General features: G+C 69.3%; 23 protein-coding genes. 15 read left to right on the forward strand and 8 right to left on the reverse strand.

What is annotated here, in order from left to right:
* Nucleotides 1–42: 42 nt before the first annotated feature.
* On the reverse strand, nucleotides 43–207 hold the full coding sequence (locus ABZ863_RS15005) for a hypothetical protein (RefSeq protein ID WP_358535724.1): 165 nt from the start codon (nucleotides 205–207) through the stop codon (nucleotides 43–45).
* A gap of 92 nt (nucleotides 208–299) precedes the next feature.
* Between ABZ863_RS15005 and ABZ863_RS15010 the strand changes: the two genes are divergently transcribed.
* Both ABZ863_RS15010 and ABZ863_RS15015 read left to right on the forward strand, forming a co-directional pair.
* Complete coding sequence (locus tag ABZ863_RS15010; RefSeq protein ID WP_358535461.1) at nucleotides 300–1,289, forward strand: carbohydrate kinase family protein; 990 nt, start codon at nucleotides 300–302, stop codon at nucleotides 1,287–1,289.
* Between the two features lie 110 nt (nucleotides 1,290–1,399).
* Entirely contained in the window at nucleotides 1,400–2,806 is a 1,407-nt protein-coding gene (locus ABZ863_RS15015) for an FAD-binding oxidoreductase (protein WP_358535463.1), read from the forward strand.
* 9 nt (nucleotides 2,807–2,815) lie between these two features.
* On the opposite strand, the gene asnB is transcribed toward ABZ863_RS15015, so the two are convergent.
* The gene (gene asnB, locus ABZ863_RS15020; protein ID WP_358535465.1) at nucleotides 2,816–4,744 is read right to left on the reverse strand and encodes an asparagine synthase (glutamine-hydrolyzing); all 1,929 of its coding nucleotides are present in this window, start codon (nucleotides 4,742–4,744) and stop codon (nucleotides 2,816–2,818) included.
* Between the two features lie 190 nt (nucleotides 4,745–4,934).
* On the opposite strand from asnB, the gene coxB reads away from it, so the two are divergent.
* The gene (gene coxB / locus ABZ863_RS15025) at nucleotides 4,935–5,882 is read left to right on the forward strand and encodes a cytochrome c oxidase subunit II (protein WP_358535467.1); all 948 of its coding nucleotides are present in this window, start codon (nucleotides 4,935–4,937) and stop codon (nucleotides 5,880–5,882) included.
* 51 nt (nucleotides 5,883–5,933) lie between these two features.
* Nucleotides 5,934–6,353 (forward strand): cytochrome c oxidase subunit 4, encoded by a 420-nt coding sequence (locus ABZ863_RS15030; RefSeq protein WP_358535469.1) that lies wholly within the window; start codon nucleotides 5,934–5,936, stop codon nucleotides 6,351–6,353.
* 301 nt (nucleotides 6,354–6,654) lie between these two features.
* Here ABZ863_RS15030 and ABZ863_RS15035 read toward each other — a convergent pair whose 3' ends face one another.
* Nucleotides 6,655–7,560 (reverse strand): DMT family transporter, encoded by a 906-nt coding sequence (locus ABZ863_RS15035; protein ID WP_358535471.1) that lies wholly within the window; start codon nucleotides 7,558–7,560, stop codon nucleotides 6,655–6,657.
* Between the two features lie 82 nt (nucleotides 7,561–7,642).
* On the opposite strand from ABZ863_RS15035, the gene ABZ863_RS15040 reads away from it, so the two are divergent.
* Nucleotides 7,643–8,605: a helix-turn-helix domain-containing protein gene (locus ABZ863_RS15040; RefSeq protein ID WP_358535473.1), complete on the forward strand. Its 963-nt coding sequence runs from the start codon at nucleotides 7,643–7,645 to the stop codon at nucleotides 8,603–8,605.
* A 1-nt stretch (nucleotide 8,606) separates the two neighbouring features.
* Here ABZ863_RS15040 and trpD read toward each other — a convergent pair whose 3' ends face one another.
* Nucleotides 8,607–9,674 (reverse strand): anthranilate phosphoribosyltransferase, encoded by a 1,068-nt coding sequence (gene trpD, locus ABZ863_RS15045; RefSeq protein ID WP_358535475.1) that lies wholly within the window; start codon nucleotides 9,672–9,674, stop codon nucleotides 8,607–8,609.
* Nucleotides 9,675–9,771: 97 nt separating this feature from the next.
* Nucleotides 9,772–10,182 (reverse strand): hypothetical protein, encoded by a 411-nt coding sequence (locus ABZ863_RS15050; protein WP_358535477.1) that lies wholly within the window; start codon nucleotides 10,180–10,182, stop codon nucleotides 9,772–9,774.
* Nucleotides 10,183–10,328: 146 nt separating this feature from the next.
* Here ABZ863_RS15050 and ABZ863_RS15055 point away from each other — a divergent pair, with 146 nt between their 5' ends.
* Genes ABZ863_RS15055 through ABZ863_RS15070 form a run of 4 tightly spaced genes read left to right on the forward strand, consistent with a single transcriptional unit; the run spans nucleotide 10,329 to nucleotide 14,658 of the window.
* Complete coding sequence (locus tag ABZ863_RS15055) at nucleotides 10,329–10,958, forward strand: heme-copper oxidase subunit III (RefSeq protein WP_358535479.1); 630 nt, start codon at nucleotides 10,329–10,331, stop codon at nucleotides 10,956–10,958.
* Nucleotides 10,959–11,004: 46 nt separating this feature from the next.
* Nucleotides 11,005–11,832, forward strand: a complete 828-nt coding sequence (locus ABZ863_RS15060) for a cytochrome c (protein WP_358535481.1) — start codon at nucleotides 11,005–11,007, stop codon at nucleotides 11,830–11,832.
* 4 nt (nucleotides 11,833–11,836) lie between these two features.
* Entirely contained in the window at nucleotides 11,837–12,985 is a 1,149-nt protein-coding gene (locus ABZ863_RS15065) for a ubiquinol-cytochrome c reductase iron-sulfur subunit (protein ID WP_358535483.1), read from the forward strand.
* The gene (locus ABZ863_RS15070) at nucleotides 12,982–14,658 is read left to right on the forward strand and encodes a cytochrome bc complex cytochrome b subunit (protein ID WP_358535485.1); all 1,677 of its coding nucleotides are present in this window, start codon (nucleotides 12,982–12,984) and stop codon (nucleotides 14,656–14,658) included. Before ABZ863_RS15065 ends, ABZ863_RS15070 begins: the two co-directional genes overlap by 4 nt.
* A gap of 91 nt (nucleotides 14,659–14,749) precedes the next feature.
* Here ABZ863_RS15070 and ABZ863_RS15075 read toward each other — a convergent pair whose 3' ends face one another.
* Both ABZ863_RS15075 and ABZ863_RS15080 read right to left on the reverse strand, forming a co-directional pair.
* Nucleotides 14,750–15,034 carry an Lrp/AsnC ligand binding domain-containing protein gene (locus ABZ863_RS15075; protein ID WP_358535487.1) on the reverse strand — a complete coding sequence of 95 codons (285 nt, stop codon included), beginning with the start codon at nucleotides 15,032–15,034 and terminating at the stop codon, nucleotides 14,750–14,752.
* A 503-nt stretch (nucleotides 15,035–15,537) separates the two neighbouring features.
* A complete protein-coding gene (locus ABZ863_RS15080; RefSeq protein ID WP_358535489.1) occupies nucleotides 15,538–17,229 on the reverse strand; it encodes a DEDD exonuclease domain-containing protein in 1,692 nt (563 codons plus the stop codon).
* Here ABZ863_RS15080 and ABZ863_RS15085 point away from each other — a divergent pair.
* The 5 genes from ABZ863_RS15085 (at nucleotide 17,228) to ABZ863_RS15105 (ending at nucleotide 22,793) form a co-directional block, all read left to right on the forward strand.
* On the forward strand, nucleotides 17,228–18,175 hold the full coding sequence (locus tag ABZ863_RS15085) for an endonuclease/exonuclease/phosphatase family protein (RefSeq protein ID WP_358535491.1): 948 nt from the start codon (nucleotides 17,228–17,230) through the stop codon (nucleotides 18,173–18,175). The two genes, ABZ863_RS15080 and ABZ863_RS15085, sit on opposite strands and share 2 nt — an antisense overlap.
* A 51-nt stretch (nucleotides 18,176–18,226) precedes the next feature.
* Nucleotides 18,227–19,600: an NYN domain-containing protein gene (locus tag ABZ863_RS15090; protein WP_358535493.1), complete on the forward strand. Its 1,374-nt coding sequence runs from the start codon at nucleotides 18,227–18,229 to the stop codon at nucleotides 19,598–19,600.
* A 310-nt stretch (nucleotides 19,601–19,910) separates the two neighbouring features.
* Nucleotides 19,911–20,135 carry a hypothetical protein gene (locus ABZ863_RS15095; protein WP_358535495.1) on the forward strand — a complete coding sequence of 75 codons (225 nt, stop codon included), beginning with the start codon at nucleotides 19,911–19,913 and terminating at the stop codon, nucleotides 20,133–20,135.
* Between the two features lie 406 nt (nucleotides 20,136–20,541).
* Entirely contained in the window at nucleotides 20,542–21,594 is a 1,053-nt protein-coding gene (locus tag ABZ863_RS15100; protein ID WP_358535497.1) for an NlpC/P60 family protein, read from the forward strand.
* Between the two features lie 41 nt (nucleotides 21,595–21,635).
* Complete coding sequence (locus ABZ863_RS15105; RefSeq protein WP_358535499.1) at nucleotides 21,636–22,793, forward strand: glycosyltransferase family 4 protein; 1,158 nt, start codon at nucleotides 21,636–21,638, stop codon at nucleotides 22,791–22,793.
* On the opposite strand, the gene ABZ863_RS15110 is transcribed toward ABZ863_RS15105, so the two are convergent.
* Nucleotides 22,790–23,425, reverse strand: a complete 636-nt coding sequence (locus ABZ863_RS15110) for a uridine kinase (RefSeq protein WP_358535501.1) — start codon at nucleotides 23,423–23,425, stop codon at nucleotides 22,790–22,792. The two genes, ABZ863_RS15105 and ABZ863_RS15110, sit on opposite strands and share 4 nt — an antisense overlap.
* A 160-nt stretch (nucleotides 23,426–23,585) precedes the next feature.
* Between ABZ863_RS15110 and ABZ863_RS15115 the strand changes: the two genes are divergently transcribed.
* A complete protein-coding gene (locus ABZ863_RS15115) occupies nucleotides 23,586–24,812 on the forward strand; it encodes a cytochrome P450 (RefSeq protein WP_358535503.1) in 1,227 nt (408 codons plus the stop codon).
* The last annotated feature ends 366 nt before the right edge of the window (nucleotides 24,813–25,178 follow it).

A 25,178-nucleotide genomic window follows, 5' to 3' on the forward strand; every position in this document is an offset into this window, starting at 1 on the left:
CATTGATCGCGGCCCCTGAGTCATCTGGGTGGCTCGTGTGAGTCAGACGTACTCGTCGAGTTCGGCCACCTGGGCATGGCAGGCGGCGTCGACAGTCCACGGCGGAGCGATCGCCGCCTGCCGGACCTCGGGAACCTCGGGCCGCGGGATGTCCGCGCAGTCCGCGATCAGCTCAGCAATGGTCTCGGCCTCGGTCGTCATGCTCACCCGAGCACGGTAGGGCCCCCGGTACGTGCGCGACACCCTTACCGCTCGGTAGGCTCGCTCGGGGCGCGAACCACAACCCGACTGGAGGACCCTTGACAGGGACGGCACGAATCGCGGTCTCCGGAAGCATTGCGACCGACCACCTGATGCACTTTCCGGGCAGGTTCGCCGAGCAGCTCGTCCCAGAGCAGCTGCATCGGATCTCACTGAGCTTCCTCGCCGACGACCTCGTCGTACGCCGTGGCGGAATCGGCGCCAACATCGCGTTCGGACTCGGTGTGCTCGGCGTGTCACCGGTTCTCGTCGGTGCGGTCGGGGCCGACTTCGCCGACTACCGGGCGTGGCTGGAACGGCATGGTGTGGACACTGCCGGCGTCCATGTCTCGGAGATCGCGCACACAGCGCGTTTCGTCTGCACGACCGACGAGGACCTCTGCCAGATCGCCACCTTCTACGCGGGAGCGATGTCGGAGGCACGCAACATCGAGCTCGCGCCGATCGCGGACAGGGCAGGCGGGCTGGGGCTGGTGCTGATCAGCCCCGACGACCCGGAAGGCATGCTGCGGCACGCCGAGGAGTGCCGCCAGCGCGGTTACACCTTCGCCGTCGACCCGTCCCAGCAGCTCGCCAGGATGGACGGTGCGCAGACACGTGGGTTCGTCGCGGGCGCGACCTACCTGTTCAGCAACGACTACGAGTGGGAGCTGCTGCTGCGCAAGACCGGCTGGACCGAGCGCGACGTGCTCGACCGGGTCGGCCTGCGGGTGACCACGCTCGGCGCGAAGGGCGTCGAGATCGTCGGTTCCGACGGCACGTCGCTGCAGGTGGGCGCGGTGCCGGAGACCGCGAAGGCGGACCCCACCGGTGTCGGGGACGCCTTCCGTGCCGGCTTCCTCGCCGGCCGCCACTACGGACTGGACCTGCAGCGGTCCGCCCAGCTCGGTTCCCTCGTCGCCGTGCTGGTACTGGAGACAGTCGGTACGCAGGAGTGGGTGTTCCAGCGCGACACCGCGCTCGCCAGGCTGGCCGATGCCTTCGGTGCCGCCGCCGCTGAGGAGATCGGCGCCGTACTCCCTGCCTGACCGGTTCGCCTGCCGTTGAAAACCGGCCGGCGTCGGATTCTTCTCGCTCCGCGTGATGAGTCAGTACGCTCGTGCCTTCGGCCCCGGACCCGGAGTCTAGGAGGCTGAACATGACCGGAAACCTGCTCGATCCGGCAGCGGTGGACGATCTGCGGCAGCACATCCACAGCGGAGTGGTCACACCCGGTGATGGCGACTACGAGGACGTGCGGAGCCTGTTCAACGCCATGATCTCGGCGCGCCCCCAGGCGATCGCACGGTGCGCCAGCGCGAGCGACGTCGCCGCCGCGCTGTCGTTCGCGCGGCGGCATGGGCTCGAGGTGGCGGTGCGCAGCGGGGGACACAGCGTCGCGGGGGCGAGCCTGGTCGACGGTGGGCTGGTGATCGACACCCGGCCGATGGACGACGTCACCGTGGACCCGGAGCTGCGCACCGTGCGAGTCGGCGGTGGTGCCAACTGGAGCCGGTTCGACAGGGCGGCGCAGCAGCACGGCCTCGCGAGCACCGGCGGCCGGGTGTCGACGACCGGGGTCGCCGGCCTGACCCTCGGTGGCGGCTCCGGCTGGCTGGAACGCAAGTTCGGGCTCGCCTGCGACAACCTCGTCTCGGTGGATCTGGTGACGGCGGACGGCCAGGAGGTCACCGCCAACGAGCAGGAGAACCCCGATCTGTTCTGGGCACTGCACGGCGGCGGTGGCAACTTCGGGATCGCGACCGCCCTGACCTTCCGGCTCTACCCGCTGCCGGAGTTCTCGATCGCACTCATGCTGTGGCCCGCCGGCGAAGGCAGGCAGGTGGCCGAGGCGTATCGCGACCTGCTCGCCGACGCGCCGGAGGAGGTCGGGGGCGCGCTGCTGTACATCACCGGTCCGCCCGAGGAGTTCGTCCCGGAGGGGCTGGTCGGCGGGCACTGCTGCGCGGTCCTCGTCACCTACGTCGGCGGCGTGGCCGCGCTCACCGACTTCAGCACGCCGTTGCTGGCACTGGCGCCCCACGGCCGGCTCATCACCGAGGTTCCCTACGCCGACCTGCAGTGCATGCTCGACGACCCGCCCGGTTACCGGAACTACTGGTCCGACGAACACGTCGCCGAGCTACCCGACGCCGCGCTGGACCGGTTCTGCGAATGCGCGCTGGACATGGTGGTCCCATCGCCGTCGCAGCAGCTCCTGTTGCCGTTCGGGGGAGCGGTGAGCCGCGGACGGGAGTGGCCGGGCTTCGACCGCAGCGTGCCGTGGGCGGTGCATCCGCTGGGGCTGTGGGAGGACTCCGCCGACGACGAGCGGGCGATCGCCTGGGCACGCGACCTGCGCGCAGGTATGCGGCCGTGGTCAAGCGGCGATGTATACCTCAACTTCATCGGCGACGAGGGCCTCGACCGCGTGGTTGCCGGCTACGGCGAGGAGAACTACCACAGGCTGTCCCGCATCAAGGCCGAGTTCGACCCGGACAACGTTTTCAACCGCTGGCACAACGTGTTGCCCTACCGCGAGGGCGAAACCATCACCGCCGGCTGAAAGCACAACTCAGAGCTTGACCGGGTAATGGGGCTCCGGGATCTCGGGCTTGATGCGGTTCTCCACGAAGATGCCGTGCCAGAGCATGAACAGCAGCAGCGCCCACAAAGGCCTGCTGTGGTCCCGGGTGCCCGCCCTGTGCTCGTCGAGCATGGCCTGCACCGCGCGCTTGTCGAGCAGCTCGCCGGTCCCCGAGTCGGCGATGATGCCGCGCGCCCAGTCGTACATCTCGTCCCGCAACCACAGCCGGATCGGCACCGGGAAGCCGAGCTTGCGCCGGTTGAGCACGTGCGCGGGCACGATGCCGTCCAGCGCCCGCCGCAGTGCGAACTTCGTGGTCTCCTTGGTGATCTTCTGGTCGAGCGGGATGGTGGCGGCGACCCGGAACACCTCGGCGTCGAGGAACGGCACCCGCAGCTCCAGCGAGTTCGCCATCGTCACCTTGTCGGCCTTGACCAGGATGTCGCCCCGCAGCCAGGTGAACAGGTCCACGTGCTGCATCCGTGCGACCGGGTCCCAGCCCTGCGAGAGCCGGTACCACGGTGCGGTGACGTCCTGGTGCCCCACGCCGTCGGTGAACGTCCGCAGCACGCCGCGCAGCAGGTCGTCACGGAAGATGCGGGCGTTGCCGTAGTAGCGCTCCTCCAGCGTCAGCGCACCGCGCCGCAGCAGGTCCTTGCCGCGCTGGCCCTCCGGCAGCTTCGTCGACACCTTGCCCAGCAGCTTGCGCACACTGCCGGGGACCTTCTCGAAGGGCGCCAGCGACAGCGGTTCCCGGTAGATCGTGTAGCCGCCGAACAGCTCGTCCGATCCCTCGCCGGACAGCACGACCTTGACGTGTTTGCGTGCCTCGCGGGCGATGAACCACAGCGGTACCAGCGCCGGATCGGCCACCGGGTCGTCGAGGTACCAGACGATCAGCGGCAGCGTGTCCATCATCTCGTCGGCGGACACGGTCCGGACGACGTGCTTGACGCCGATCGCGGCCGCCGACTCGGCGGCGACGTCGACCTCCGAGTAGCCCTCGCGCTCGAACCCGGTCGTGAAGGTGATCAGGTTCGGGTTGTGCTCCTTGGCCAGTGCCGCGATCGCGGTCGAGTCGATGCCACCGGAAAGGAATGCCCCAACCGTGACGTCGGCCCGCATGTGCTTGGCCACCGAGTCGCGCATCACCTCGGCGATCTCCTCGTGCAACGCCGCGATCTCGGCGGCGGAGGAGACCGGCTTGGCGCTGAACTCGGGGGAGAAGTACCGCTCCGTGCGCAGCTCGCCGCCCGGCGTCACCGTGAAGGACGTGCCCGACTCGATCCTGCGGATGCCGGTGTGCAGCGATTCGGGTTCCGGAACGTATTGCAGCACCAGGTAGTGCTGTAGTGCCGTGCGGTCCAGTTCCTTGGCCACGCCGAGAACGTCGGCCAGCTCCAGCAGGCTCTTCTTCTCGCTGGCGAAGGCGATGCCGCCGGGACCGGCGGAGTAGTACAGCGGCTTGATGCCGAAGGGGTCCCGCGCGCCGAACACGACCTTGCGTTCGGAATCCCAGATCAGGAAGGCGAACATGCCACGCAGCCGCCCGACGGCGGCCGGGCCGAGGTGGTGGTAGGCCGCGACGATCGCCTCGGTGTCACCCTCTGTGGCAAACGTCGCACCGTACTCGTCGGCCAGCTGCGCACGCAGCTCGAGGTAGTTGTAGATCTCGCCGTTGAAGTTGATGGTGTATCGCGTCGGATTCTCCGGCGGGCCCCAGGTCAGCGGTTGGTGGGAATGCTCGACGTCGATGATCGCGAGCCGGTTGAAGCCGTAGACGACCTCGGCGTCGGCCCAGGTGTCGGTCTCGTCGGGACCGCGATGCCGCTGACAGCGCAGTGCCTGGCCGACCGCGGTTCTCGCGCTCGCCGTGTCGTTCTCACTGGGACAAACCAGTCCAAGCAGGCCGCACACGCGTTCTCACACACCTCATTGCTCGTCGCCGGTGTTCTGAAGTCACTGTTTCTGAAGACAGTGTTCCGAAGTGAGCAGTATGCCGGGAGAGGGGGCCGAGCGGGTGGCGGACACCCCTTGGGCAGCGAGCCCGGCTATCTCGGCTAAAGTCCATCAGCGTCAGATGGATCGGGCGAGGAGGCATCGCGGAGTGGGCGTTCCAGAGCGCACCCGGGGCAAACGACGGGGCAAGGTCGCCAAGGTTGCCCTGCTTGCCGGACTTGTCGCCATTCTGGCGACCGGATGTTCCGGCGAAGAGGTACTGCGGTTCGGCTGGCCTGAAGGCGTGACGCCCGAGGCCGACCGCATGCGCACCCTCTGGACGTGGTCCGTCATCGCGGCTCTCGCGGTCGGTGTCATCGTGTGGGGCCTGATCTTCTGGACGATCGTCTTCCACCGGAAGAAGAAGGGCGCCGTCGAGGCGCTGCCACGCCAGTTCCAGTACAACGTGCCGCTGGAGCTGTTCTGCGTCGTCCTTCCGGTCGTCATGGTCTGCGTGCTGTTCTTCTTCACCGCGACCACCGAGAACTCGGTGCTGGCCAAGGAACCCGATCCCGATGTGAGCGTCGACGTGACGGCGTTCCAGTGGAACTGGGAGTTCTCCTACCCGGACGAGGCCAAGACCCCGGACGGCCGGCCGGTCGCCACGGTCGGCAGCTCGACCGAGATCCCGCTGCTGGTGCTTCCCACCGACCGGAAGATCCAGTACAACCTGCGGTCGACCGACGTCATCCACTCGTTCTGGGTGCCGGAGTTCCACTTCAAGCGGGACGTCCTGCCCTTCCCGGAGAAGAACAACCAGGACAACCAGTTCCAGAACACCATCGACCGTGAGGGTGCCTTCGTCGGCCGCTGCGCCGAACTCTGCGGCACCTACCACGCGATGATGAACTTCGAGGTGCGCGCGCTGTCGCCGGACAAGTTCGACCGCTACATGCAGCTGCGCACCCAGGTGAACCCCCAAACCGGTCTGCCGCACACCACTGCGGAAGCACTCAGCATCATGCAGGGTGAGGGCTGTGGCGAGGTGTGCAGCCCGACCGCGACGACCACGCAGCCGTTCGCCACTGACCGCACGCTGCGGACCGCGACCGGCTGACGCGGCGGCGCACCCAGCGAAGAACTTCCAGCGAACGAGTAAGGACTGGCAATGAAGGTCGAAGCCCGGGTTTTCGACATCGTCACGGTCTTCGCTTTCCTCGTAGCGATCGTCTACGCGGTGATGACCGGCACCATGACGCCCGACGGTGTCGAGCCGATCGGCACGGTCGCACTGATCCTCACTGGCGCGCTGGCCTTGCTCGTTGGCAGCTACTTCCGGTTCGTGGCCAGGCGTATCGAGCCGCGCCCCGAGGACAGGGAGGAGGCCGAGATCAGTGATGGTGCCGGTGAGCTCGGCTTCTTCAGCCCTGGCAGCTACTGGCCGGTGGCGCTCGCGGCATGCGCAGCCATCGGTGGCGTTGCACTCGCGTTCTTCCAGGTGTGGCTGTTGATCCTGGCGATCGTCGCGCTGCTCATCGCTATCGGCGGTCTCGTCTTCGAGTACCACACGGGGCCGAGCCACCACTGAACACATCAGTGGCCCAGCACCTCACCGATGCTGGGCCCGAGGGGTAAACAACCAACCAATTACCAGTGCCTACGCCGCCTGCTGCGACGCCTACGGCGACGCCTGCGGCGACGGTGGCCCCTACCATCGAAGGTCATTTCCCGCCTCCTTTGCTCAGCTCGTTTCGGATTTTCTTCCGACACCAACGACGCTACTCCCGGCAAGGCCTGTGGGCCTGGGTCTGCGCTGTGCAGAACCTGTGTGTTTTCTGGGTTCCCACAATGGTTCTGTTCAGATCCGCGCCGGCTTCCGATCGCGCAGTTCAACGCCGTTTCACCGCGGGCGCCATTGCGGCGAGCAGGACCGCGCACATACCGAGTCCCTCGGCGGCCCCGATGCGGTGGCCATAGGCGAGCACATCCACGATGACCGCGACCACGGGGTAGACGTAGGAGAGCAGAGCGACCGAGGCCGTCGGCAACTTGCCGATACTGCTGTACATCAGCACGTACAGCAGTGCGGTGTGGACAGTGCCCAGCAGCACCAGCCACGCCAGCCCACCAGGGTCGGCGGGCAGGGGAGTGATGGCCAGCGCGGGAGCCAGCAGCACCGTGCCGATGCCCAACTGGATCGCAGCGAGCAGGTGCGGCCGCACGTGGCTGAGCTGCTTCGCGACGAGTGACGCCCCGGCATAGAGCACCGCGGCGCCGAGAGCCAGCGCGATCCCGGTGACGTTGACCGGCTGACCGTCCACGCCCTGGCCGCCGAGCGAGATCAGCGTCACGCCGCCGAATGCGACAGCGGCCCGGGCGAGGTGCCCGCGCGTGAACCGCTCGCCGAGCACCAGCGCCGCCAATGCGACCAGCAGCAACGGCTGGGTGTGGTAGACGACTGTGCTGACCGAGATCGACGACAGCGCATAGGACGCGAACAGCAGTACCCAGTTGCCGACCAGCAACACGCCGCCGAGTGCGGCGAGGCCGAGATCTCGCTTGGTCAGCGTCCAGGCGCGGGGCCGGAGCCAGCCGCGCGCCGCGCACCACACGGCGAGGATCAGCCCGCCGACGAGGCAGCGTGCGAACGCGACGGCGGGTGCCTGTGCGCCGCTCTCCAGTACAACGGCGCCGATCGTGCCGGACAGCGCCATCGCCGCGGTCCAGCGCGGCAGAGGGTCTCGGGAGCCACGCGTGGTCGTGGGGGCCGGTGTGCTGGCGGTGCTGGTTGCCATGGGCTCCAGCATCGAGTGGGCCTGACGTTGCGACGAGTGGCAGATATGACAACGGCCGCAAAGCTTGTGACACACTTCGCGGATGCTTCTCGACAGGGTCGCGGTGGTTGTCGCCGACGAGGTCTCGCCGTTCGAGCTCGGGGTCGCCTGCGAGGTGTTCGGCACCGACCGTGCCGCCGACGGGATACCCGGGTGGGATTTCGCGGTCTGCTCGCCCGATGGGAAACCGGCCCGCAGCTGGTCCGGCTTCGAGGTGACGGGGCTGTCCCAGCTGGACTGGGCGGCGACGGCGGACCTGGTCGTGGTGCCGACGTGCGCACCGCGCACCGCCCCGCCGCCGGAACCGGTGCTGGACGTGTTGCGGGCCGCGCACGACCGTGGCGCGTGGGTCGCGGGCTTCTGCGCGGGCGTGTTCTCGCTGGGCTACGCCGGACTGCTCGACGGGCGGGCCTCTGCCGTGCACTGGGTCTACCAGCGTGAGTTCAGCGCCCGTTTCCCCGCCGCTCGCGTCGATACAACGGCGCTCTACGCCGAGGACGACGGCGTCTTCACCAGTGCGGGCACGGTGGCCGCCGTGGACCTGTGCCTGCACCTCGTGCGACGAGTGCGCGGGGTGGACGCGGCGACGGCACTCGCCCGCCGGATGGTCGCCGCGCCACATCGGCACGGTGGGCAAGCCCAGTTCGTCGCGGCGCCCGTGCCCGAGTCGCGGGCATCCGACGATGCCGTGGTCGCCGAGGTGCTGGAATGGATCGAGCGCCGTCTCGACCAGCCGGTCACGGTGGCCGAGCTGGCCAAGCGCAGCGGGCTCGGGCAGCGTTCGTTCCTGCGCCGGTTCGCAGCCGCGACCGGCACGACCCCGCACCGCTGGCTCACCGAGCGCAGGCTGGATCGCGCACAAGGGTTGCTGGAGGCGGGTGGGCTTTCGGTTGAGGAGATTGCGGTCGCGTGTGGGTACGCCTCGGCCGCGGCCTTGCGCCATCAGTTCAGCCGGTTGCGGGGCACCTCGCCCAGCGCCTACCGCAAAGCCTTCGCCGGTTCCTGACTCACACGGCGGGTGACCAGTCGATCCAGCGGGCGAGCGTGCTGGCCGCGGCGCCGGAGTCGATGGCCTCGGCGGCGCGGTTCAGCCCCGCATGCAGGTCGGCAGTGAGGTCGCCGGAGAACCCCGTGAACGCGGCGAGCGCGCCGGCCGCGTTGATGAGCACCGCGTCGCGCACCGGACCGGCCTTGCCGGCCACCAGTTCGCGAACCACCTCGGCATTCGTGGCCGCGTCACCGCCCCGCAGATCAGCCGTTGTCGAGCGCGGGATCCCGAGCGCCGCAGGGTCGATCCGCTCCTCGTGCACCTCGCCACCGGAGACCAACCACGCCGAACTCGTGGTCGTGGTGGTGATCTCGTCGAGACCGTCATCACCCCGCACCACCAGCACGCTGTGCCCGCGGCCGGCGAAGACCTCCGCCAGCACCCGTGTCTTGTCGGCGTAGGCGCAACCGATCAACGCCGCCGCGGGTTGTGCCGGGTTGGTCAACGGTCCCAGCAGGTTGAACGTGGTCGGCACGCCCAGCTCACGCCGCGGGGGCCCGGTGTGCCGGTAGGCGGGGTGGAATGCCGGGGCGAAGCAGAACCCGATACCGACCTCGGCGACACACCGCTGGACCTGCTCGGGAGACAGCTCGATCGTCACACCGAGCACTTCCAGCACGTCGGCGGCGCCCGACTTCGACGAGGCCGCGCGGTTGCCGTGCTTGACCACCGGGGCGCCCGCCGCCGCCACGACCAGCGAGGTCATGGTGGAGATGTTCACCGAGCCCGAGCGGTCGCCGCCGGTGCCGACGATGTCGACGGACGGTGTCGCGATCTCCACCCGGCGTGCGTAGCCGAGCATCGCGCGCGCCATCCCCGCGATCTCGGCGGCCGTCTCACCCTTGGCGCGCAGCCCGACGGCGAACCCGGCGATCTGCGCCGGCGTGGCGGCACCCGACATCACCTGGTCCATGGCCCATTCGGTTTCGGCCTCGGACAGGTCGACGCGCTCGATCAGCTTCCCGACAACGGCAGGCCACGTGTGTGCCATGGAGTCGTGCTGCCGGGGCTCTGCCTGCTCACCCATGTTCATCTCCGCTGGTCAAGCGCCCGGCCGTCGCCTCGTGCGAGAGGCTGAGCGCGCTCACTTCCGATCATTCCGCCGCGCTCGCCCCGCCCGCGGCTCAGCCGCGTACGAGCGGCACCCGCCGGGTTCGCAGCACATCGGCGACGGTCTCGGCGGCGGTCAGCGGGTCGAGCGGGTGCACCAGCACCCCATCGGCCTGCGACCAGGTCGCCAGCCACCGGTCGTCCTTGCGCCGGACGGCGACCACGATCGGCGGGCAGTCCTCGATCTCGTGCTTGAGCTGGCGAGTGAGGCCGATCCCGCCGGTGGGCTGGGCCTCCCCGTCGAGGATGGCGAGATCGATCTCACCGGAGTCCATCTCCACCAGTACGTCGGCGACGCCGGACGCCTCCACGTACCGGACCTTGCCGAGATCGGTGGCGGGTCGCCTGCCGATGGCGTTGATGATCGCCTCCCGTACCTCGGGCCGGTGGCTGAAAACCAGGATCCTCATCGCCTGCTCGGTCATGGTCACGTCCTCCGCGCCGTTGGTGGTGGATTGGTCAGATGCTATCGGGCGAACCGGCCCGGTACCCAGCGGGTAACGCACGACTTCCGTGTTCCACGACTCTCTGTAGGACCCCAAGCTGCGCGGCCGAGGCGCAGGGAGACATAATGCGACGCGTGACAACGGCAGCTCCCACCATCAGCCAGCGGGTGCACTCGCTGAACCGGCCGAACATGGTCAGTGTCGGCACGATTGTCTGGCTGTCCAGCGAGCTCATGTTCTTCGCTGGGCTGTTCGCGATGTTCTTCACGGTCAAGGCTCAGAACGCCTCGGGTCACTGGCCACCGCCGAACCCGGTGACGGGTGAGCCGATCCACCTGAACATCCCGTACGCGCTGCCGTTCACCATCATCCTGGTGGCGTCGTCGTTCACCTGCCAGTTCGGCGTGTTCGCCGCCGAACGTGGCGACGTGTTCGGGCTGCGCCGCTGGTACCTGGTCACGCTCATCCTCGGCGCGATCTTCGTGGCAGGGCAGGCGGGTGAGTACGTCACGCTGATCAGCGAGGGCGTCACCATCCCGTCCGGCGCCTACGGCACGGTCTTCTACCTGACCACCGGCTTCCACGGTCTGCACGTCATCGGCGGTCTGGTCGCATTCGTCTTCCTGCTCATCCGAACCCGGCTGAGCAAGTTCACTCCGGCACAGGCGACGTCAGCGATCGTCGTCTCGTACTACTGGCACTTCGTCGACATCGTGTGGATCGGCCTGTTCGCGGTGATCTACATCGTCCCCTGATCTCGACAGCATTCGGCCGAACTGACAGCAAGGGTTGCCGCAGAAGATGACCACCAGCAAGAACCCCGCCACCGCGTCGAAGCGGCGCGCGGGCCGCCGCACGAAGTTCCGCAGGCGGCTCGCGGGCGCGCTCGCGCTCGGTTTCGCGCTGCTCGGCGCAGGCGCGCTCTACGCCGTTTTCGCCCCCGAGCCGCAGACCGCGCAGGCGCAGGCCGATCCGGCTCTGCTGCGCAAGGGTGAGCAGATCTACAACAACACGTGCATCTCTTGCCACGGCGCCAACCTGGAGGGCGTCGAGGGGCGCGGTCCGAGCCTCATCGGCGTCGGCGACGCTGCCGTGTACTTCCAGACCTCCACCGGCCGCATGCCGATGGTCCGCCAGGAGGCGCAGGCCGCGCGCAAGCCGGCCAAGCTGACTCCCGAGGAGATCGACGCGCTCGGCGCGTACGTCCAGGCACACGGCGGCGGTCCTGAGCGCCCGGCCGCGACGGGCGCGGCGCTGCAGGGTTCCAACCCGGCGCGTGGTGGCGAGCTGTTCCGGCTCAACTGCGCTTCCTGCCACAACTTCACAGGCCAGGGCGGCGCCCTGTCCGCCGGTAAGTACGCACCACATCTGGGGCCGGCGAACGAGGACGAGATCTACACGGCCATGCTCACCGGGCCGCAGAACATGCCCAAGTTCTCCGACCGGCAACTCTCGCCGGAGGAGAAGGAGGACATCATCGCCTACATCAAGTCGGTGTCGACCGGTGGCAACTCCCCGGGTGGTAACCCGCTGGGCGGGTTCGGGCCGGCTTCCGAAGGTGTCATCGCGTGGGTCGTGGGTATCGGCGCGCTGATCGGCGCGACCCTGTGGATCGGATCGAGGGCATAGGGTCATGAGCAGCGGTAAAGAGCTGGAACCGCGGCCGACGGACGAGGAGCTCGCGGCGATGGACCGCGAGCAGCTCCTGCGCCTTGGCGGCAAGCTGGACGGCGTCGAGCTCGTCAGCTATCCGGACCCGTGGCCGGTCAAGGGCACCAAGGCCGAGAAGCGCGCCGAGCGCCTTGTCTCGCTGTGGTTCCTGATCTCGGCGCTCACCGGCCTGGCGTTCGTGGTCGCACTCATCTGGTGGCCGTGGCAGTACGAGCCGGCCAACAACGAGAACGGGCACTTCTGGTACAGCCTGTACACGCCGGTCCTCGGCGTCACGCTCGGTGTCTCGGTGCTCGCGCTCTCCATCGGCGTGCTGCTGTACAGCAAGAAGTTCATCCCCGCCGAGGTCGCGGTGCAGCAGCGCACCGACAACATGGGCGGGGGCTCCGCCGAGATCGACCGCAAGACGATCGTCGCGCACCTCGCCGACGCAGGCGAGCGCAGCACGATCGGCCGCCGGTCGATGATCAAGCGCAGCGCCGGCCTCGGTGCCGGCGTGCTCGGCCTCGGCGCGGTGGCGCTGCCGGTGGCGTCCTTCATCCAGAACCCCTGGAAGGACGCGAACGGCGAGGACTCGCTCGCGCACACCGCGTGGCAGCCGAGGGTCCCCGGTGAGGTCGTCTACCTGCGCCGGAACACGGGTGACCCGGGCGAGGTCTCGTTGGTCCGCCCCGAGGAGCTGGACGCGGGCAGCATGGAGACCGTCTGGCCGTTCCGGGAGTCCGACCGGGCGAGCCACGACACGCTGGCCCGTGCGCTCAAGCGGTCCGACAGCCCGGTCATGCTGCTCCGCCTGCGGCCCGACGACGCCGCGCGCGTCATCAAGCGCAAGGGCCAGGAGGACTTCAACTACGGCGACTACTACGCCTACAGCAAGATCTGCACGCACGTGGGTTGCCCGACGTCGCTGTACGAGCAGCAGACCAACCGGATTCTCTGCCCGTGCCACCAGTCGCAGTTCAACGTGTTGCAGTACGCCAAGCCCGTCTTCGGGCCGGCTACCCGCGCGCTGCCGCAGCTGCCCATCACGGTGCACAGCGACGGGTACCTCATCGCGCGGCACGACTTCATCGAGCCGATCGGACCGGGTTACTGGGAGCGCAAGTCATGAGTTCACTCACGACGCCGACCAAGGGCTCTACCGCACTCCAGCGGCATGCCGCCGAGGCCGGTAACAACGCGGACCAGCGTTACCTGCTGGCCAAGGGCCTGCGGCACCAGATGAACAAGGTCTTCCCGACGCACTGGTCGTTCCTGCTCGGGGAGATCGCGCTCTACAGCTTCATCATCCTGATCATCTCGGGCGTGTACCTCACGTTGTTCTTCGACCCCTCCATGGAGGAGGTCGTCTACAACGGGCCGTTCACGAACCTGCAGGGCGTCGAGATGTCGCGGGCGTTCGAGAGCACGCTCGAGATCTCGTTCGAGGTGCGCGGCGGCCTGTTCGTGCGGCAGGTGCACCACTGGGCGGCGCTGATCTTCGTCGCGGCGATGATGGTGCACATGTTCCGGGTGTTCTTCACCGGAGCGTTCCGCAGGCCGCGCGAGGCCAACTGGATCATCGGTGCGCTGCTGCTCATCCTGGGCATGTTCGAGGGCTTCTTCGGCTACTCGCTGCCGGACGACCTGCTCTCCGGTACGGGTATCCGGGCGACTTTGTCGGGCATCGTGCTGTCGGTCCCGGTCGCCGGTACCTGGCTGCACTGGGCACTGTTCGGTGGGGAGTTCCCCGGCATGGTGATCGTGCCGCGCATGTACGCGCTGCACATCCTCCTTATTCCGGGCATCATGCTCGCGTTGGTGGCGGTGCACCTTGCGCTGGTCTGGTACCAGAAGCACACCCAGTTCCCGGGTGTGCGGCGCAAGGAGACCAACGTCGTCGGCGTCCGGATCATGCCGATGTTCGCCATCAAGGCCGGTGCGTTCTTCGCGGTCGTGACCGGTGCGGTCGCGCTGATGTCGGGCTTGTTCCAGATCAACGCGGTGTGGAACCTCGGGCCGTACAACCCCTCACAGGTGTCCGCGGGTTCACAGCCAGACTGGTATCTGGCGTGGGCGGACGGCATACTCCGGATCTGGCCCGCCTGGGAGCTCTATATCGGGAACTACACCGTTCCGCCGGTGTTCTTCGCCGGCGCGATCGGGATGGGCATCCTGTTCACGGTGCTGATCGCCTACCCGTTCATCGAGCGGAAGCTGTCCAAGGACACCGGGCATCACAACCTGCTGCAGCGTCCGCGGGACGCACCGGTACGTACCAGCCTCGGCGTCATGGCGATCACCTTTTTCATGGTGATCGAGATGTCCGGCTTCAACGACATCATCGCCTACACGTTCGACATCTCGTTGAACGCGACGACCTGGGCGGGCCGGATTGGTGTGCTTCTCGCACCGCCACTGGCCTACTTCATCACCTACCGGATCTGTCTCGGCCTGCAACGGTCCGACCGTGAGGTGCTCGAACACGGTGTGGAGACCGGCATCATCAAGCGGCTCCCGCACGGTGAGTTCATCGAGATCCACCAGCCGCTCGGCCCGGTGGACGACCACGGCCACCCGTTGCCCCTGGAGTACCAGGGCGCTCCGGTGCCGAAGAAGATGAACAAGCTCGGGTCGGCCGGTCACCCGGTGCCGGGTGGCTGGCTGGGGCCGGACCCGGCGGACGAGACCGCTGCGCTCGAGTCGGCGCGCGCCCGCGAGGTCGCGCGGCTGGGCAACGGTGAGCGGGAAGCGTCCGAGGGCGAGGAAGCCGCGGGCACGCCTGCCGGCTCCCGCGAACACTAGCCGGCGATTCGTCCCCCAAGGCCACCTTGGTTGCGTTCAGCGCAACCAAGGTGGCCTTGGGTGTTTTCTGGCCCTGGCGCCGACGGGTGGGTCAGTTGTCGTCGATGCCGATCTCGAAGGCCGACTCGGTGTCGGCACGGGAGTAGGACCGGAACGCGATGTGGGTGTCGGTGTCGAGTACGCCGGGCACCTTGCTGATCCGGGTGGGGATCAGGTCGGCGAGATCCTGGTGCGCCTTCACTCGCACGATTGCGATCAGGTCGACATCACCGGCGCACGAGTAGACCTCCGCTACGCCTTCGATGTCCGCGATCGCCTGCGCGGTCTCCGGAATGCTGTCCGCGGCGGCATGGATGAGGACGATCGCGGTGATCAACGGTGGCCTCCTGGAGAGAGTTGCACGTGCGCCGTGATGGTAACGCGCACATCGCGCGAGTCCCCCGCTCCGGCCCGCGAGTCCCCCGCCCAGGCCGCCGAGTCGCCCGTCCAGGTCGGCGAGGCGCGCGCTCGGGTCGGCGAGTTGCGCGCTCGGGTCGGCGAGTCTCCCGTCCAGGTGGGCGAGTTGCCTGTTGGGATGCGCGGGTGGCCCGTTCCGGTTCGTGAGTGGCCCGCTTAGCTGCCATGGATTGCCCGGCGGGGTGTACGAGGTTGCCTGTTCGCGGGCTTTCGGTTTGCCGTCAGACTTGTCGGCTCGCCGCAGCGGGAGTGAGCAACTCGCGTGCTTAGGCGGGGGACTCGCGAACCGGAGCGGGGGACTCGCGTGCAGGTGCGGGCAACTCGCGAACCGGACGGGGGGACTCGCGCCCGAGCGGGCAACTCGCGTGCTTGGGCGGGGGACTCGCGCGCTGGGGCGGGGGACTCGCGTGCCTGGGGTAGGTGTCAGCCCACGTTTTCCAGGGTTATTGCCGTTGCGGCGCGGTCCAGCCAGGGGCGCCAGGCGCCCGCTCCGTGCATAGGTTCCGCCCACGGCGTCGCGGTACGGACGAGGCGCACGCCGGGGCGGGTCAGCCAGCGCAGCAGCACACCGGTCTCCTCGGCGGGGGCACCGCGCAGCGGGCCCGGTCCGGGTAGGACGGTCTCCGCCGACGCCACGAGCGCCTCGACGACCGGCATCGGCGGCACACCGCGCCGCGCCACCCCCGCCGACGCCAGCCTGCCGTACCGGACGACCGCGAACTCCCAGCCGCCAGCGCCGTCCGGCGCCGCCGCGATCAGTTCCTGGATCGCGGCGAGCGCGGCCAGCCGATGTGCCCGGTCCACCCCGCGCAGCAGCGAGACCAGCTCATCCCGCCTCCGTGCCGCCTGCTCGAAGTGCTCGGCCTCGGCGAGCGCGTCGACGTGCTGGCGCGCGGCATGCAGGGCGGCGTTGTCCGTGCCCACCACCAGGTCCGCCACCAACCGGACCGCGGGCGCGTACTCGTCGACGCTCTGCCTGCCCGCACACGGCGCACCGCAACGGTCCAGTTCGGCGAGGACACAGGGCCTGTCGTCCGCGCCGGCCGCCGGGATCCGTTGCGTGCACGTCCGCAGGCCCGCCGCGCCGGCCAGGGTGTCGGCCGCCACCTTCGCACGCGCCTGCGAGCCGAACGGGCCGAGTGCGCCGTCGCGTTCCTGCCTGACGACCGACAGCCGTGGGAACGCCTCGTCCGTCAGCGCCACCCACCATGCCTTCCGCGGGTTCTTCGACCGCCGGTTGTAGGCGGGCCGGTGGGCGGCGAGCAGTCGCAACTCCCGCACCTGCGCCTCCAGCGCGTGCGCGCACTCGATGGCGTCGACCCGCTCGGCCAGCCCCACCATCTCGCGGATCCGGCCGCGGCTGTCGGACCCGGTGAAGTACTGCCGCACGCGGCGGCGCAGGTTGCTCGCGGTACCGACGTAGAGCACCTCCTCACTCGGCCCGCGGAAGAGGTAGACGCCGGGCCGTTCCGACAGGTGCGCCGCCAGCCCGCGCTTGCGCCGCTGCGCAGGCGTGACATCCGGCAGGTAGTCCAGCAGCTCCTCGAGCGACTGCACACCCACCGAGCCGACGCGCTCGAGCAGCCCGTGCAGTACGTCCACAGTGGCCCGTGCGTCCGCCAGCGCCCGGTGCGTCGGCTTCGTCCTGGCGCCGAACAGCGTCGCCAGCGCCGACAGCCGGAAGCTGCGGGTGTCCTGTGGTGCCAGCACGCGGCGCGCCAGTTTCAGCGTGCAGAGCACCGAGGTGCGCGGCCATGCGTAGCCGTGTGCCTGGCAGGCGGTGCGCAGGAAGCCGACGTCGAAACCGGCGTTGTGCGCCACCAGCACGCTGCCCGCGGCGAACTCGAGAAACGCGGGCAGCACGCGCTCGATCCGCGGCGCGGCCTGGACCATGGCGGTGGTGATGCCGGTGAGCGCGACGATCTGCGGCGGGATCGGCGCGCGCGGGTCGACGAGCGTGGCGAACTCGCCGAGCACCTCGCCGCCGCGCACCTTGACCGCACCGATCTCGGTGATCCCAGCGGGCCCCGGCGCCGAACCCGTGGTCTCCAGATCGACGATCACGAAGGTGGTGTCGCGCAGCGGTGTGCCCAGCTCGTCGAACGTGAGCTGCATGATCGGCACCCTAGGCAGGCCCACCGACAATCCTTCGCCACCGGTTCACCGCAGCATCACCCGCGCGGCGTTTTCGCCCGCGATGATCACTGCGATGAACCGGGCGGACGGAGGACTACCGATGCGGCGGTTGCTGACGATTGTGCTGGTGGTGTGCGGAATGCTCGCGGCGACGACCGGGCCGGCCGGAGCGAGCGCGCCAGGGGCGCGGGTGCTCACAGTCCTGTCGTTCAACATCCATCACGCGCAGGGCAGCGACGACGTGCTCGACCTCCAGCGGATCGCGCGGGTGATCCGGGACAGCGGGGCCGACGTCGTCGGGCTGCAGGAGGTCGACCGGCACTACTCGGCGCGCAGCGACTGGGCCGACCAGGCCGGTGAGCTCGCCGCGCTGCTGGGCTACCACGTGGTCTTCGGCGCCAACATCGACCGCGATCCGCCCGCGGCTGACCGGCCGCGGATCCAGTACGGCACCGCGATCCTGTCCCGGTTCCCGATCACTGACTGGGCCAACACCCACCTCTTCCGCTCACCGAACCAGGAGCAGCGCGGGCTGCTGCATGCCGAGCTCGACGTGCGCGGCGTGCCCGTCCACGTGTACAACACCCACCTGGCTGCGAGTTCGCAGACCGACCGTGCCGAGCAGACCCGGCAGATCGTCGAGCTCATCGGTGACACCACGCCCGCCGTGCTCGTCGGCGACCTCAACGCGCTGCCGGGCGCCCCAGAGATCGAGACCCTCGACGCCGCGTTCACCGACGCGTGGACCGCGGCCGGGATCGGCGGTTCGGCCACGTACCCCGCCGAGACGCCGGACCGGCGGATCGACTACGTCTACACCGGTGACCGGGTGCGCCCGGTCTGGACGCGCGTGCTGCACATCGAACCGGCCGCATCGGATCACCTCCCGGTCGCGAGCCGCGTTGTGGTGTCGCCACGAACGTAATCATGCGGTCACTCCTCGGCCGTTGGCGCGGACGCGCCGTAAGCTTGACGAATGCTGCCGTCCACTGCGCACCCCGATCGGCCCGAGGAGGATGTTCCCGGGCCGCCTGCCGGTGTGCCGGACGACATTTCGGACACCGAGCAGCTCGACTGGCTCGGGCTTCCGGAGGCGGTGCGGGAGCGGATCGCCGAGCTTGCCGCCGCCGCGCTCGGCAGGCTCCCAGCCGACGATGTGCCGCGCCAGCTGCGCCCAGTGGCGCGGTTCGCGCCTGCCAAACGCGCCAAGGTGGGCGGTAACGCCCTGCTGACCGGCCTGCGGGATTCCGCTCGGTTCCGGACCGCCGTGCTGGAGTGGTTGCGTGAGCACCGGCATGACGCACTCGACCCGAACGCCGAGGACTCCGTCGCCGCGGCCGCGGCCGCGGTGCTGCTCGGCGAATCCAGTGCATCCTCCCGGATCCGGCTGGTTGCCAAGAACGCCGAGGAGACGGCGCTGCGCGCGGAACGGGACGCCGCGCTGGCCAGGGCCCGCAGGCTGGAGGCCGAGCTGGACCGTGTCCGCGCGGAGCTGGAGCAGGCCCGTACGGCGGCGGAGCAGGCGCGGGGGGAGCGCGACGCGGAGCTGGACAAGCTGCGTGGCCGGCTCCGTGAGCAGGGCATGGTGCTGCGGCAGGCCAAGGACTCGGCAGCGCAGGCGAAGGCCGAGGCCGAGCGGGCAAGTGGCGCGGGCGCCGACGAGGTCGAGGCGTTGACCGCGCAGCTGGAACGCGAGCGTGGGCGGGTCGCCGCGGAACGGGCCAGGGCTGAGCGTGCCGCCGCAGACGCCGAGGTCGCACGACAGTCGGCGCGCGAGGCACGCGACGCCGACGAGGTCCGGCTCGCACTGCTGCTCGACACACTCGGCGGAGCCGTGGACGGGCTGCGCCGCGAGCTCTCCGTGGGTGAGACCCGGCGCAGGCCGGCCGACACCGTGCGTGGAGCGAGCGGGGGACCCCGCGGTGGCGGGCGGGTGCCGGATGCGGCGGCGCTCGACCGGCTGCTGACGCTGCCGAACACTCACCTGATCGTCGACGGCTACAACGTCACCAAGACCGGCTACCCCGACCTGACGCTGGCCGAGCAGCGCAACCGGCTCAGCAGCCAGCTCTCCGCGCTCGCCGCACGCACCGGAGCCGAGATCACCGTGGTCTTCGACGGCGCGGGCGTGACCTCGATCCCAGCCACGTCGCCACGTGGGGTGCGTGTGCTGTTCTCCGATCCCGGCGTGCTCGCCGACGACGTCATCCGCTCTCTGGTCGCCGCGGAGCCGCGGGGCCGCCCGCTGCTCGTCGCGACGTCGGACCAGGCTGTTGCGACGTCCGTGCGTACGGGCGGAGCGCACGCGGTGGCGTCCGCCGTCTTTCTCACCAGGCTGGGCCGCGTGTAGCGAGGACCTTGTCTCCTCGCCGTGACACCGCGGCAACCATTGTTACCACCCGGCACCTGATGATCACTGGGTGTCGTGGATGAGGGCAGTGGTCCTGGCGAGTTCACGGCTCAAGGCCGTGCCCGCTCGCAGCCCGCGCTGGCCGCGGTACCGGGCACGAGCAACCACGGCTGGCTCACGGCCCGCGCTCGCGCGTTCGGCTGCGTCAACCCGGACTGGGCACGGCCGGGAGGAGCCGTGGCACTGGGAGTTCGTGGGCACGCGGTAGCGGGTTCCGAAAATGTCGGTGGTGGTCCCTACCGTGCCGGACATGGACTACATCGACGAAGACACGCTGGTCATCGACTGTGGCCGGTGCCAGGTTCGCGGGGACGCCTGCTCCGACTGCGTGGTGAGCGTGCTGCTCGGCGCGCCGTCCGCTGTGGAGTGGGACGGTGCCGAGCAGCGTGCCGTGGACGCGCTCGCGGAGGCCGGAATGGTGCCCCGGCTTCGGCTCGTGCCCGGCGTGCCGCGCCATCATCGGCGTGTCGGATGACTACTCAGGCAGACACCGTGCGACGAACGGTCCATCCGATCAGGTGAACGGTCCTGACCAGTACAGTCCCGCGTTGTTACCTCTGTCACAACGATCAACTAAGCGCTGGTCCGAAGGGGGAACTGCGGACGGTGAACGATTTTCCTTACGCCGTTAGTGGACGTGGGCCGCGAGCTTTCGTAACCTAGCCGAGATCTCGCGCCAGGTAGCCGTTCCACCGGGTCGGCGACGCGGGGTCGCCGCCGTGGCAGCTTTGTCGGGGAGCTGTGCCGGACAAGTGCGCGACACCAGGACTGTGATGTACCTGCGGTACGTCCTGCCTGTGTCGTTGGAACGCGACGAGGGCCCCCGACCTCAGGCGCGTCAGTTCCAGCAGGCGGCTGAAAGCAAAGGAGACACAGGCGACGTGCAGTCGCATCCCGTGAGGCGCGTGGTCTCGAGCGCGCTGGCGGCCTCCGCTGTGATCGCCGTCGTCACCTTCACCCAGGCCCCCGCCACAGCAGCTCCCACCCCCGCCCTTCAGCAACCCCCGAGCACCGCCTCCGAGGCGCTCGAGAAGTACCGTGAGCTCGCTGCGCAGGCTGAGAAGCTCAATGAGGAGTACCTCTCGGCCCAGGAGGACCTCAAGGCCAAGGAAGGCGAGCTCAGGCGCGCCAACGACGAGCTGACGGGCGCCAAGCGGGCCCAGCTTCGGGCCGCCGGTGACGAGGACCGCTACCGCGTCGACGTCGACCGGTTCGCCGGTGCGTCCTTCACCAGCGGCGCCCAGCTGAACAGGCTGTCGGCGCTGCTGACCGGCGACTCGGCCCAGGACTTCCTGGACCGTTCCTCCGCGCTCGCGGTGCTCGCCGACGACAGGAACAGGGCGCTGTCCAGGCTGCAGGGCGCCGTCGACGCGGCTACTACGGCCGAGAAGCAGGCCGCAGGCGCCCAGCGCAAGGCCCAGGACGCCAAGGACGCCGCCGCCCGCCTCACCGCCGATCTGGAGACCCGCAAGGAGCGGCTCGACCAGCAGGTCGCGGACGTCAAGGACCAGGCCGACCAGCTCACCGCCGCGGACCAGGCAGCACAGCAGGACACCGGTGCCGACATCGGTCCGGTGACGGCACCCGGGGCGGCGGCGCAACAGGCCGTCAACGCGGCGCTGGGCAAGCGGGGCAGCCCCTATGTCTGGGGTGCCACCGGACCCAGCTCGTTCGACTGCTCGGGCCTGACGTCGTGGGCCTACGCCCAGGCAGGCATCAGCATTCCCCGGACGAGCGGTTCGCAGTCGACCTTCGGCACGCCGGTCTCGCGCAGCCAGCTGCAGCCGGGCGACCTGGTGTTCTTCTACTCGCCGGTCTCACACGTCGGGATCTACGTCGGCAACGGGATGATGGTGCACGCCCCGACCTCGGGTGACGTCGTGAAGGTCTCGCCGCTGCAGGACCAGTACAGCGGGGCACGCCGCGTCGCATGACGCGGGCGGGCCGTCATACCGGAGCGGGATAGTCTCCACGCATGCGCCGCACTCTGCTGGTGACCAACGACTTCCCGCCCCGGCCCGGCGGCATCCAGTCCTATCTGCACGCGCTCGCCACCCGGCTGCCCGCCGACGACCTGGTGGTCTACGCCCCGTCGTGGGAGCGGGAGTCCGGCTCGCACCAGGAGTTCGACGCCAAGGCGCCGTTCGAGGTGGTCCGGCACCCGACGTCCCTCATGGTGCCGACCCCGGCGGTGTTGCGGCGCGCCAAGAACATCCTGCGTGCCCGCGGTTGCGACACCGTGTGGTTCGGCGCAGCAGCACCGCTCGCGCTGCTCGGTAGTCCTCTTCGGACGGCCGGTGCGGAGCGCGTGGTGGCCTGCACCCATGGCCACGAGGTCGGCTGGTCGATGCTCCCCGCAGCACGCCAGGCACTGCGGCGCATCGGCGACACCGCGGACGTGGTGACGTTCGTCAGCAACTACACACGTGGCCGGTTCGCATCGGCGTTCGGCCCGATGGCAGGTCTGGAACACCTTCCGTCCGGAGTGGACACCGAGGTCTTCCGCCCGGATGACGCCGCGCGCGCTGAGATCCGGGCCCGGCACGGGCTCGGCGACCGGCCGACAGTCGTCTGCGTGTCCCGCCTCGTGCCCCGCAAGGGGCAGGACATGCTGGTGCTGGCGCTACCGGAACTGCGCAAGCGTGTCCCGGACACGACCCTGCTGCTCGTCGGCGGCGGCCCGTATCGCCAGAAGCTCGCGGCGCTGGCCGAGGCGGCGGGTGTGGCGGAGCACGTGATCCTCACCGGATCGGTGCCCTGGGAGGAGCTTCCGGCGCACTACGCGGCCGGGGACGTCTTCGCGATGCCGGCCCGCACACGCGGCAAGGGGCTCGACGTCGAGGGGCTCGGCATCGTCTTCCTCGAAGCGTCGGCCACCGGTCTGCCCGTGGTCGCCGGCAATTCCGGTGGCGCGCCGGAGACGGTGCTCGACGAGGTCACGGGGCACGTCGTCGACGGGCGCCAGCTCATGCAGCTGGTGGAAACGCTCGCCGCGCTGCTCGCCGATCCGGTGCGCGCACGCCGTATGGGTGCGGCGGGCCGGCAGTGGGTGAGTGAGCACTGGCGGTGGGACATCCTCGCGCGGCGCCTCGTCGCCATGCTCGACGGCGATCCCATCACCCTCGCCGGCTAGCTGTTCCGGATGGCCGGGTGGCGCGGATGATCCATGCGCACCACGACGTCGGCGGTGCCGGCTGGATCGACCTCCCGGTCGTAGCGGTCGTACGCCGGCAGCGCCCACTGCTGCTCCGTGGGCAGCCGGCGGCGCAACGCTGCGGCGGAGAGCCACAGGTGCACGGTCAGGTCGAAGGCGAACCCGCGGCCGAGCAACAGCTCGCCGTCCAGCAGGAGCACAGCGCCCGCCGGCAGTGTCGTCCGCGGCAGCCGGTAGGCGCGGTCGCGTTCCGGGTCCCACAGCGCGGGGAGCATGGTTCCGCTGCCATCGGGAGCCAGCGGGTCGAGCACCTCGCGCCGTAGCGCACCGGTGTCGAGCCAGTCCGTGTACCGCACATCCGGGTCGTACCGGCCACGTTCGAACCGCAGCGACGCGGCGCGCAGGAAGTCCCGTGCCGATACGCGCTGGACCTCGCGGCCGCGCAGGCGCAGTGGGCCGGTCAGTGCGTCGGCCAGCGCGGTGGTGTCCGTGGCGGTGTCGGCGCCGTCCACCGCGATCCGCGCCCACGTGTCTTGTGGCAGCTCGCTGATCCGCTCGGCCAGCTCGTCGACGAGCCGTTCGGGACTGACCGGTCGGAACTGAACGCTCACCGATCCGCTCCCACCATGCCGGCAAGCCTAGACAGACGCCGTGGTCTCGACCAATGTCAGACCTGTGAATCGGCGAGTTCGGGCACGCTCGCGGCCGCTGAGCCGTTGTCCAACCATGGGCACTGGGAAAATTGACCCCGGAATCGGACAGGGAGACACAATGGGGGCAAGTCAGACGGCGTACGACCGGACCCAGCTCGACGACGACTTCTTCCAGGACCCGCACGCGATAGTGCGGCTGCTTCGAGGCGGGGGACCGGTGCGCCCGGTGACGCTGCCGCGCGGGCTGGCGGTGTGGTTGGTGACCGGCTATGCCGATGCCAAGACGCTGCTCGCCGACCCGAGCCTGAGTAAGGACGCGAGGAAACGGCCTGCGTTGTTCGCGGCGCCGCTGACCGTCGAAGGGAGCGAGCCGACGCCGTTCTCGGAGATGCTCGCCGCGCACATGCTCAACACCGATCCGCCGGACCACACCCGGTTGCGCAAGCTAGTGAACAAGGCCTTCACCGCGCGAACAGTCGCCAGCCTGCGCCCCCGCATCGAGCAGATCGCCGCCGACCTGCTCGACGACATGGCCGGTTCCACCGAGGTGGACCTACTGACGGCCTATGCGTTCCCGTTGCCCATCACGGTGATCTGCGAGCTGCTCGGCGTCCCTGCCGCTGATCGGGAGAGCTTCCGGGCCTGGTCGACGATGGTGATCGCGCCGACGTCGGCCGACGCGGCCGGGCAGGCTTCGCAGCAGATGGCCGGGTACCTCTCGGAGCTGGTCGCCCGCAAGCGGGAGGAGCCGGCCGACGATCTGCTTTCCGGACTGGTACACGTGACCGACGCCGGCGACCAGCTCTCGGAGCCGGAGCTGATCTCGATGGCGTTCCTGTTGCTGGTCGCCGGGCACGAGACGACGGTGAACCTGATCGGCAACGGGCTCCTCGCGCTCCTGCGCAACCCCGAGCAGCTCGCCGCGCTGCGGGCCGATCCGGGTCTGCTACCCAACGCGGTCGAGGAGTTCCTGCGCTACGACGGGCCGGTCAACCTCGCGACCCTGCGGTTCACCACCGAACCGGTCCAGGTCGGCGACGTGGAGATCCCGGCGGACGAGTTCGTGCTCATCTCATTGCACGGCGCCAACCGGGACAGTGAGCGCTTCGACGATCCGGATCGGCTCGACATCACCCGGCAGACCGCGGGGCATCTGGCGTTCGGGCACGGCATCCACTACTGCGTCGGCGCTCCGCTGGCCCGGTTGGAGGGCGAGATCGCGATCAGCAGGCTGCTGGAGCGCTTCCCGGATCTGCGCCTGGCGACCGAACCGGAGCAGCTGCGGTGGCGGCAGAGCACACTCGTGCGCGCGCTGGAGACGCTGCCACTCGCGCTGCGGCCCTAGCCATCCGTCCTAAGTAGACGCCTGTGTGCCGCCGGGCGGCACGCAGGCGTCGGGACGCACCGGAAGCGACAGGTCGTGGCGTCGCGAGTGACGCGGCCACATCAAGATCACCTGATCCGGCCTGGCGTCCCCGGTTTGTGCACACGGCGACTACGGGGCGCCATCGAAACTTCGTGCGCGGTCAATAGTCGGGTGAGAGCTGGCACACGTCACGCTGTCGCCGTGCACAATCGGCTGTCCTCTTTGTAGTGACGCGGCAGTGCCGAGAACGTGAGAACGCCTTTCCATAGCGGACAAACTACGCACTCTTCTGTTATCTGGTGACAAGTCAACCGCGTGTGCGCGGGAAAGTCCCCGCCGCCGCAC

The organism is Saccharomonospora sp. NPDC046836 (assembly GCF_040645195.1).
Taxonomy (GTDB): domain Bacteria; phylum Actinomycetota; class Actinomycetes; order Mycobacteriales; family Pseudonocardiaceae; genus Prauserella_A.

Excerpts from the sequence above, each read along its gene's own strand:
- ABZ863_RS15060 (WP_358535481.1), top strand. The coding sequence starts at position 11,005 with ATGACCACCAGCAAGAACCCCGCCACCGCGTCGAAGCGGCGCGCGGGC.
- ABZ863_RS15015 (WP_358535463.1), top strand. The coding sequence starts at position 1,400 with ATGACCGGAAACCTGCTCGATCCGGCAGCGGTGGACGATCTGCGGCAG.
- ABZ863_RS15080 (WP_358535489.1), bottom strand. The coding sequence starts at position 17,229 with ATGCAGCTCACGTTCGACGAGCTGGGCACACCGCTGCGCGACACCACC.
- ABZ863_RS15070 (WP_358535485.1), top strand. The coding sequence starts at position 12,982 with ATGAGTTCACTCACGACGCCGACCAAGGGCTCTACCGCACTCCAGCGG.
- trpD (WP_358535475.1), bottom strand. The coding sequence starts at position 9,674 with ATGGGTGAGCAGGCAGAGCCCCGGCAGCACGACTCCATGGCACACACG.
- ABZ863_RS15105 (WP_358535499.1), top strand. The coding sequence starts at position 21,636 with ATGCGCCGCACTCTGCTGGTGACCAACGACTTCCCGCCCCGGCCCGGC.
- ABZ863_RS15040 (WP_358535473.1), top strand. The coding sequence starts at position 7,643 with ATGCTTCTCGACAGGGTCGCGGTGGTTGTCGCCGACGAGGTCTCGCCG.
- ABZ863_RS15050 (WP_358535477.1), bottom strand. The coding sequence starts at position 10,182 with ATGACCGAGCAGGCGATGAGGATCCTGGTTTTCAGCCACCGGCCCGAG.
- ABZ863_RS15115 (WP_358535503.1), top strand. The coding sequence starts at position 23,586 with ATGGGGGCAAGTCAGACGGCGTACGACCGGACCCAGCTCGACGACGAC.
- ABZ863_RS15055 (WP_358535479.1), top strand. The coding sequence starts at position 10,329 with ATGCGACGCGTGACAACGGCAGCTCCCACCATCAGCCAGCGGGTGCAC.
- ABZ863_RS15085 (WP_358535491.1), top strand. The coding sequence starts at position 17,228 with ATGATCGGCACCCTAGGCAGGCCCACCGACAATCCTTCGCCACCGGTT.
- ABZ863_RS15095 (WP_358535495.1), top strand. The coding sequence starts at position 19,911 with ATGGACTACATCGACGAAGACACGCTGGTCATCGACTGTGGCCGGTGC.
- ABZ863_RS15035 (WP_358535471.1), bottom strand. The coding sequence starts at position 7,560 with ATGGCAACCAGCACCGCCAGCACACCGGCCCCCACGACCACGCGTGGC.
- ABZ863_RS15090 (WP_358535493.1), top strand. The coding sequence starts at position 18,227 with ATGCTGCCGTCCACTGCGCACCCCGATCGGCCCGAGGAGGATGTTCCC.
- ABZ863_RS15065 (WP_358535483.1), top strand. The coding sequence starts at position 11,837 with ATGAGCAGCGGTAAAGAGCTGGAACCGCGGCCGACGGACGAGGAGCTC.
- ABZ863_RS15030 (WP_358535469.1), top strand. The coding sequence starts at position 5,934 with ATGAAGGTCGAAGCCCGGGTTTTCGACATCGTCACGGTCTTCGCTTTC.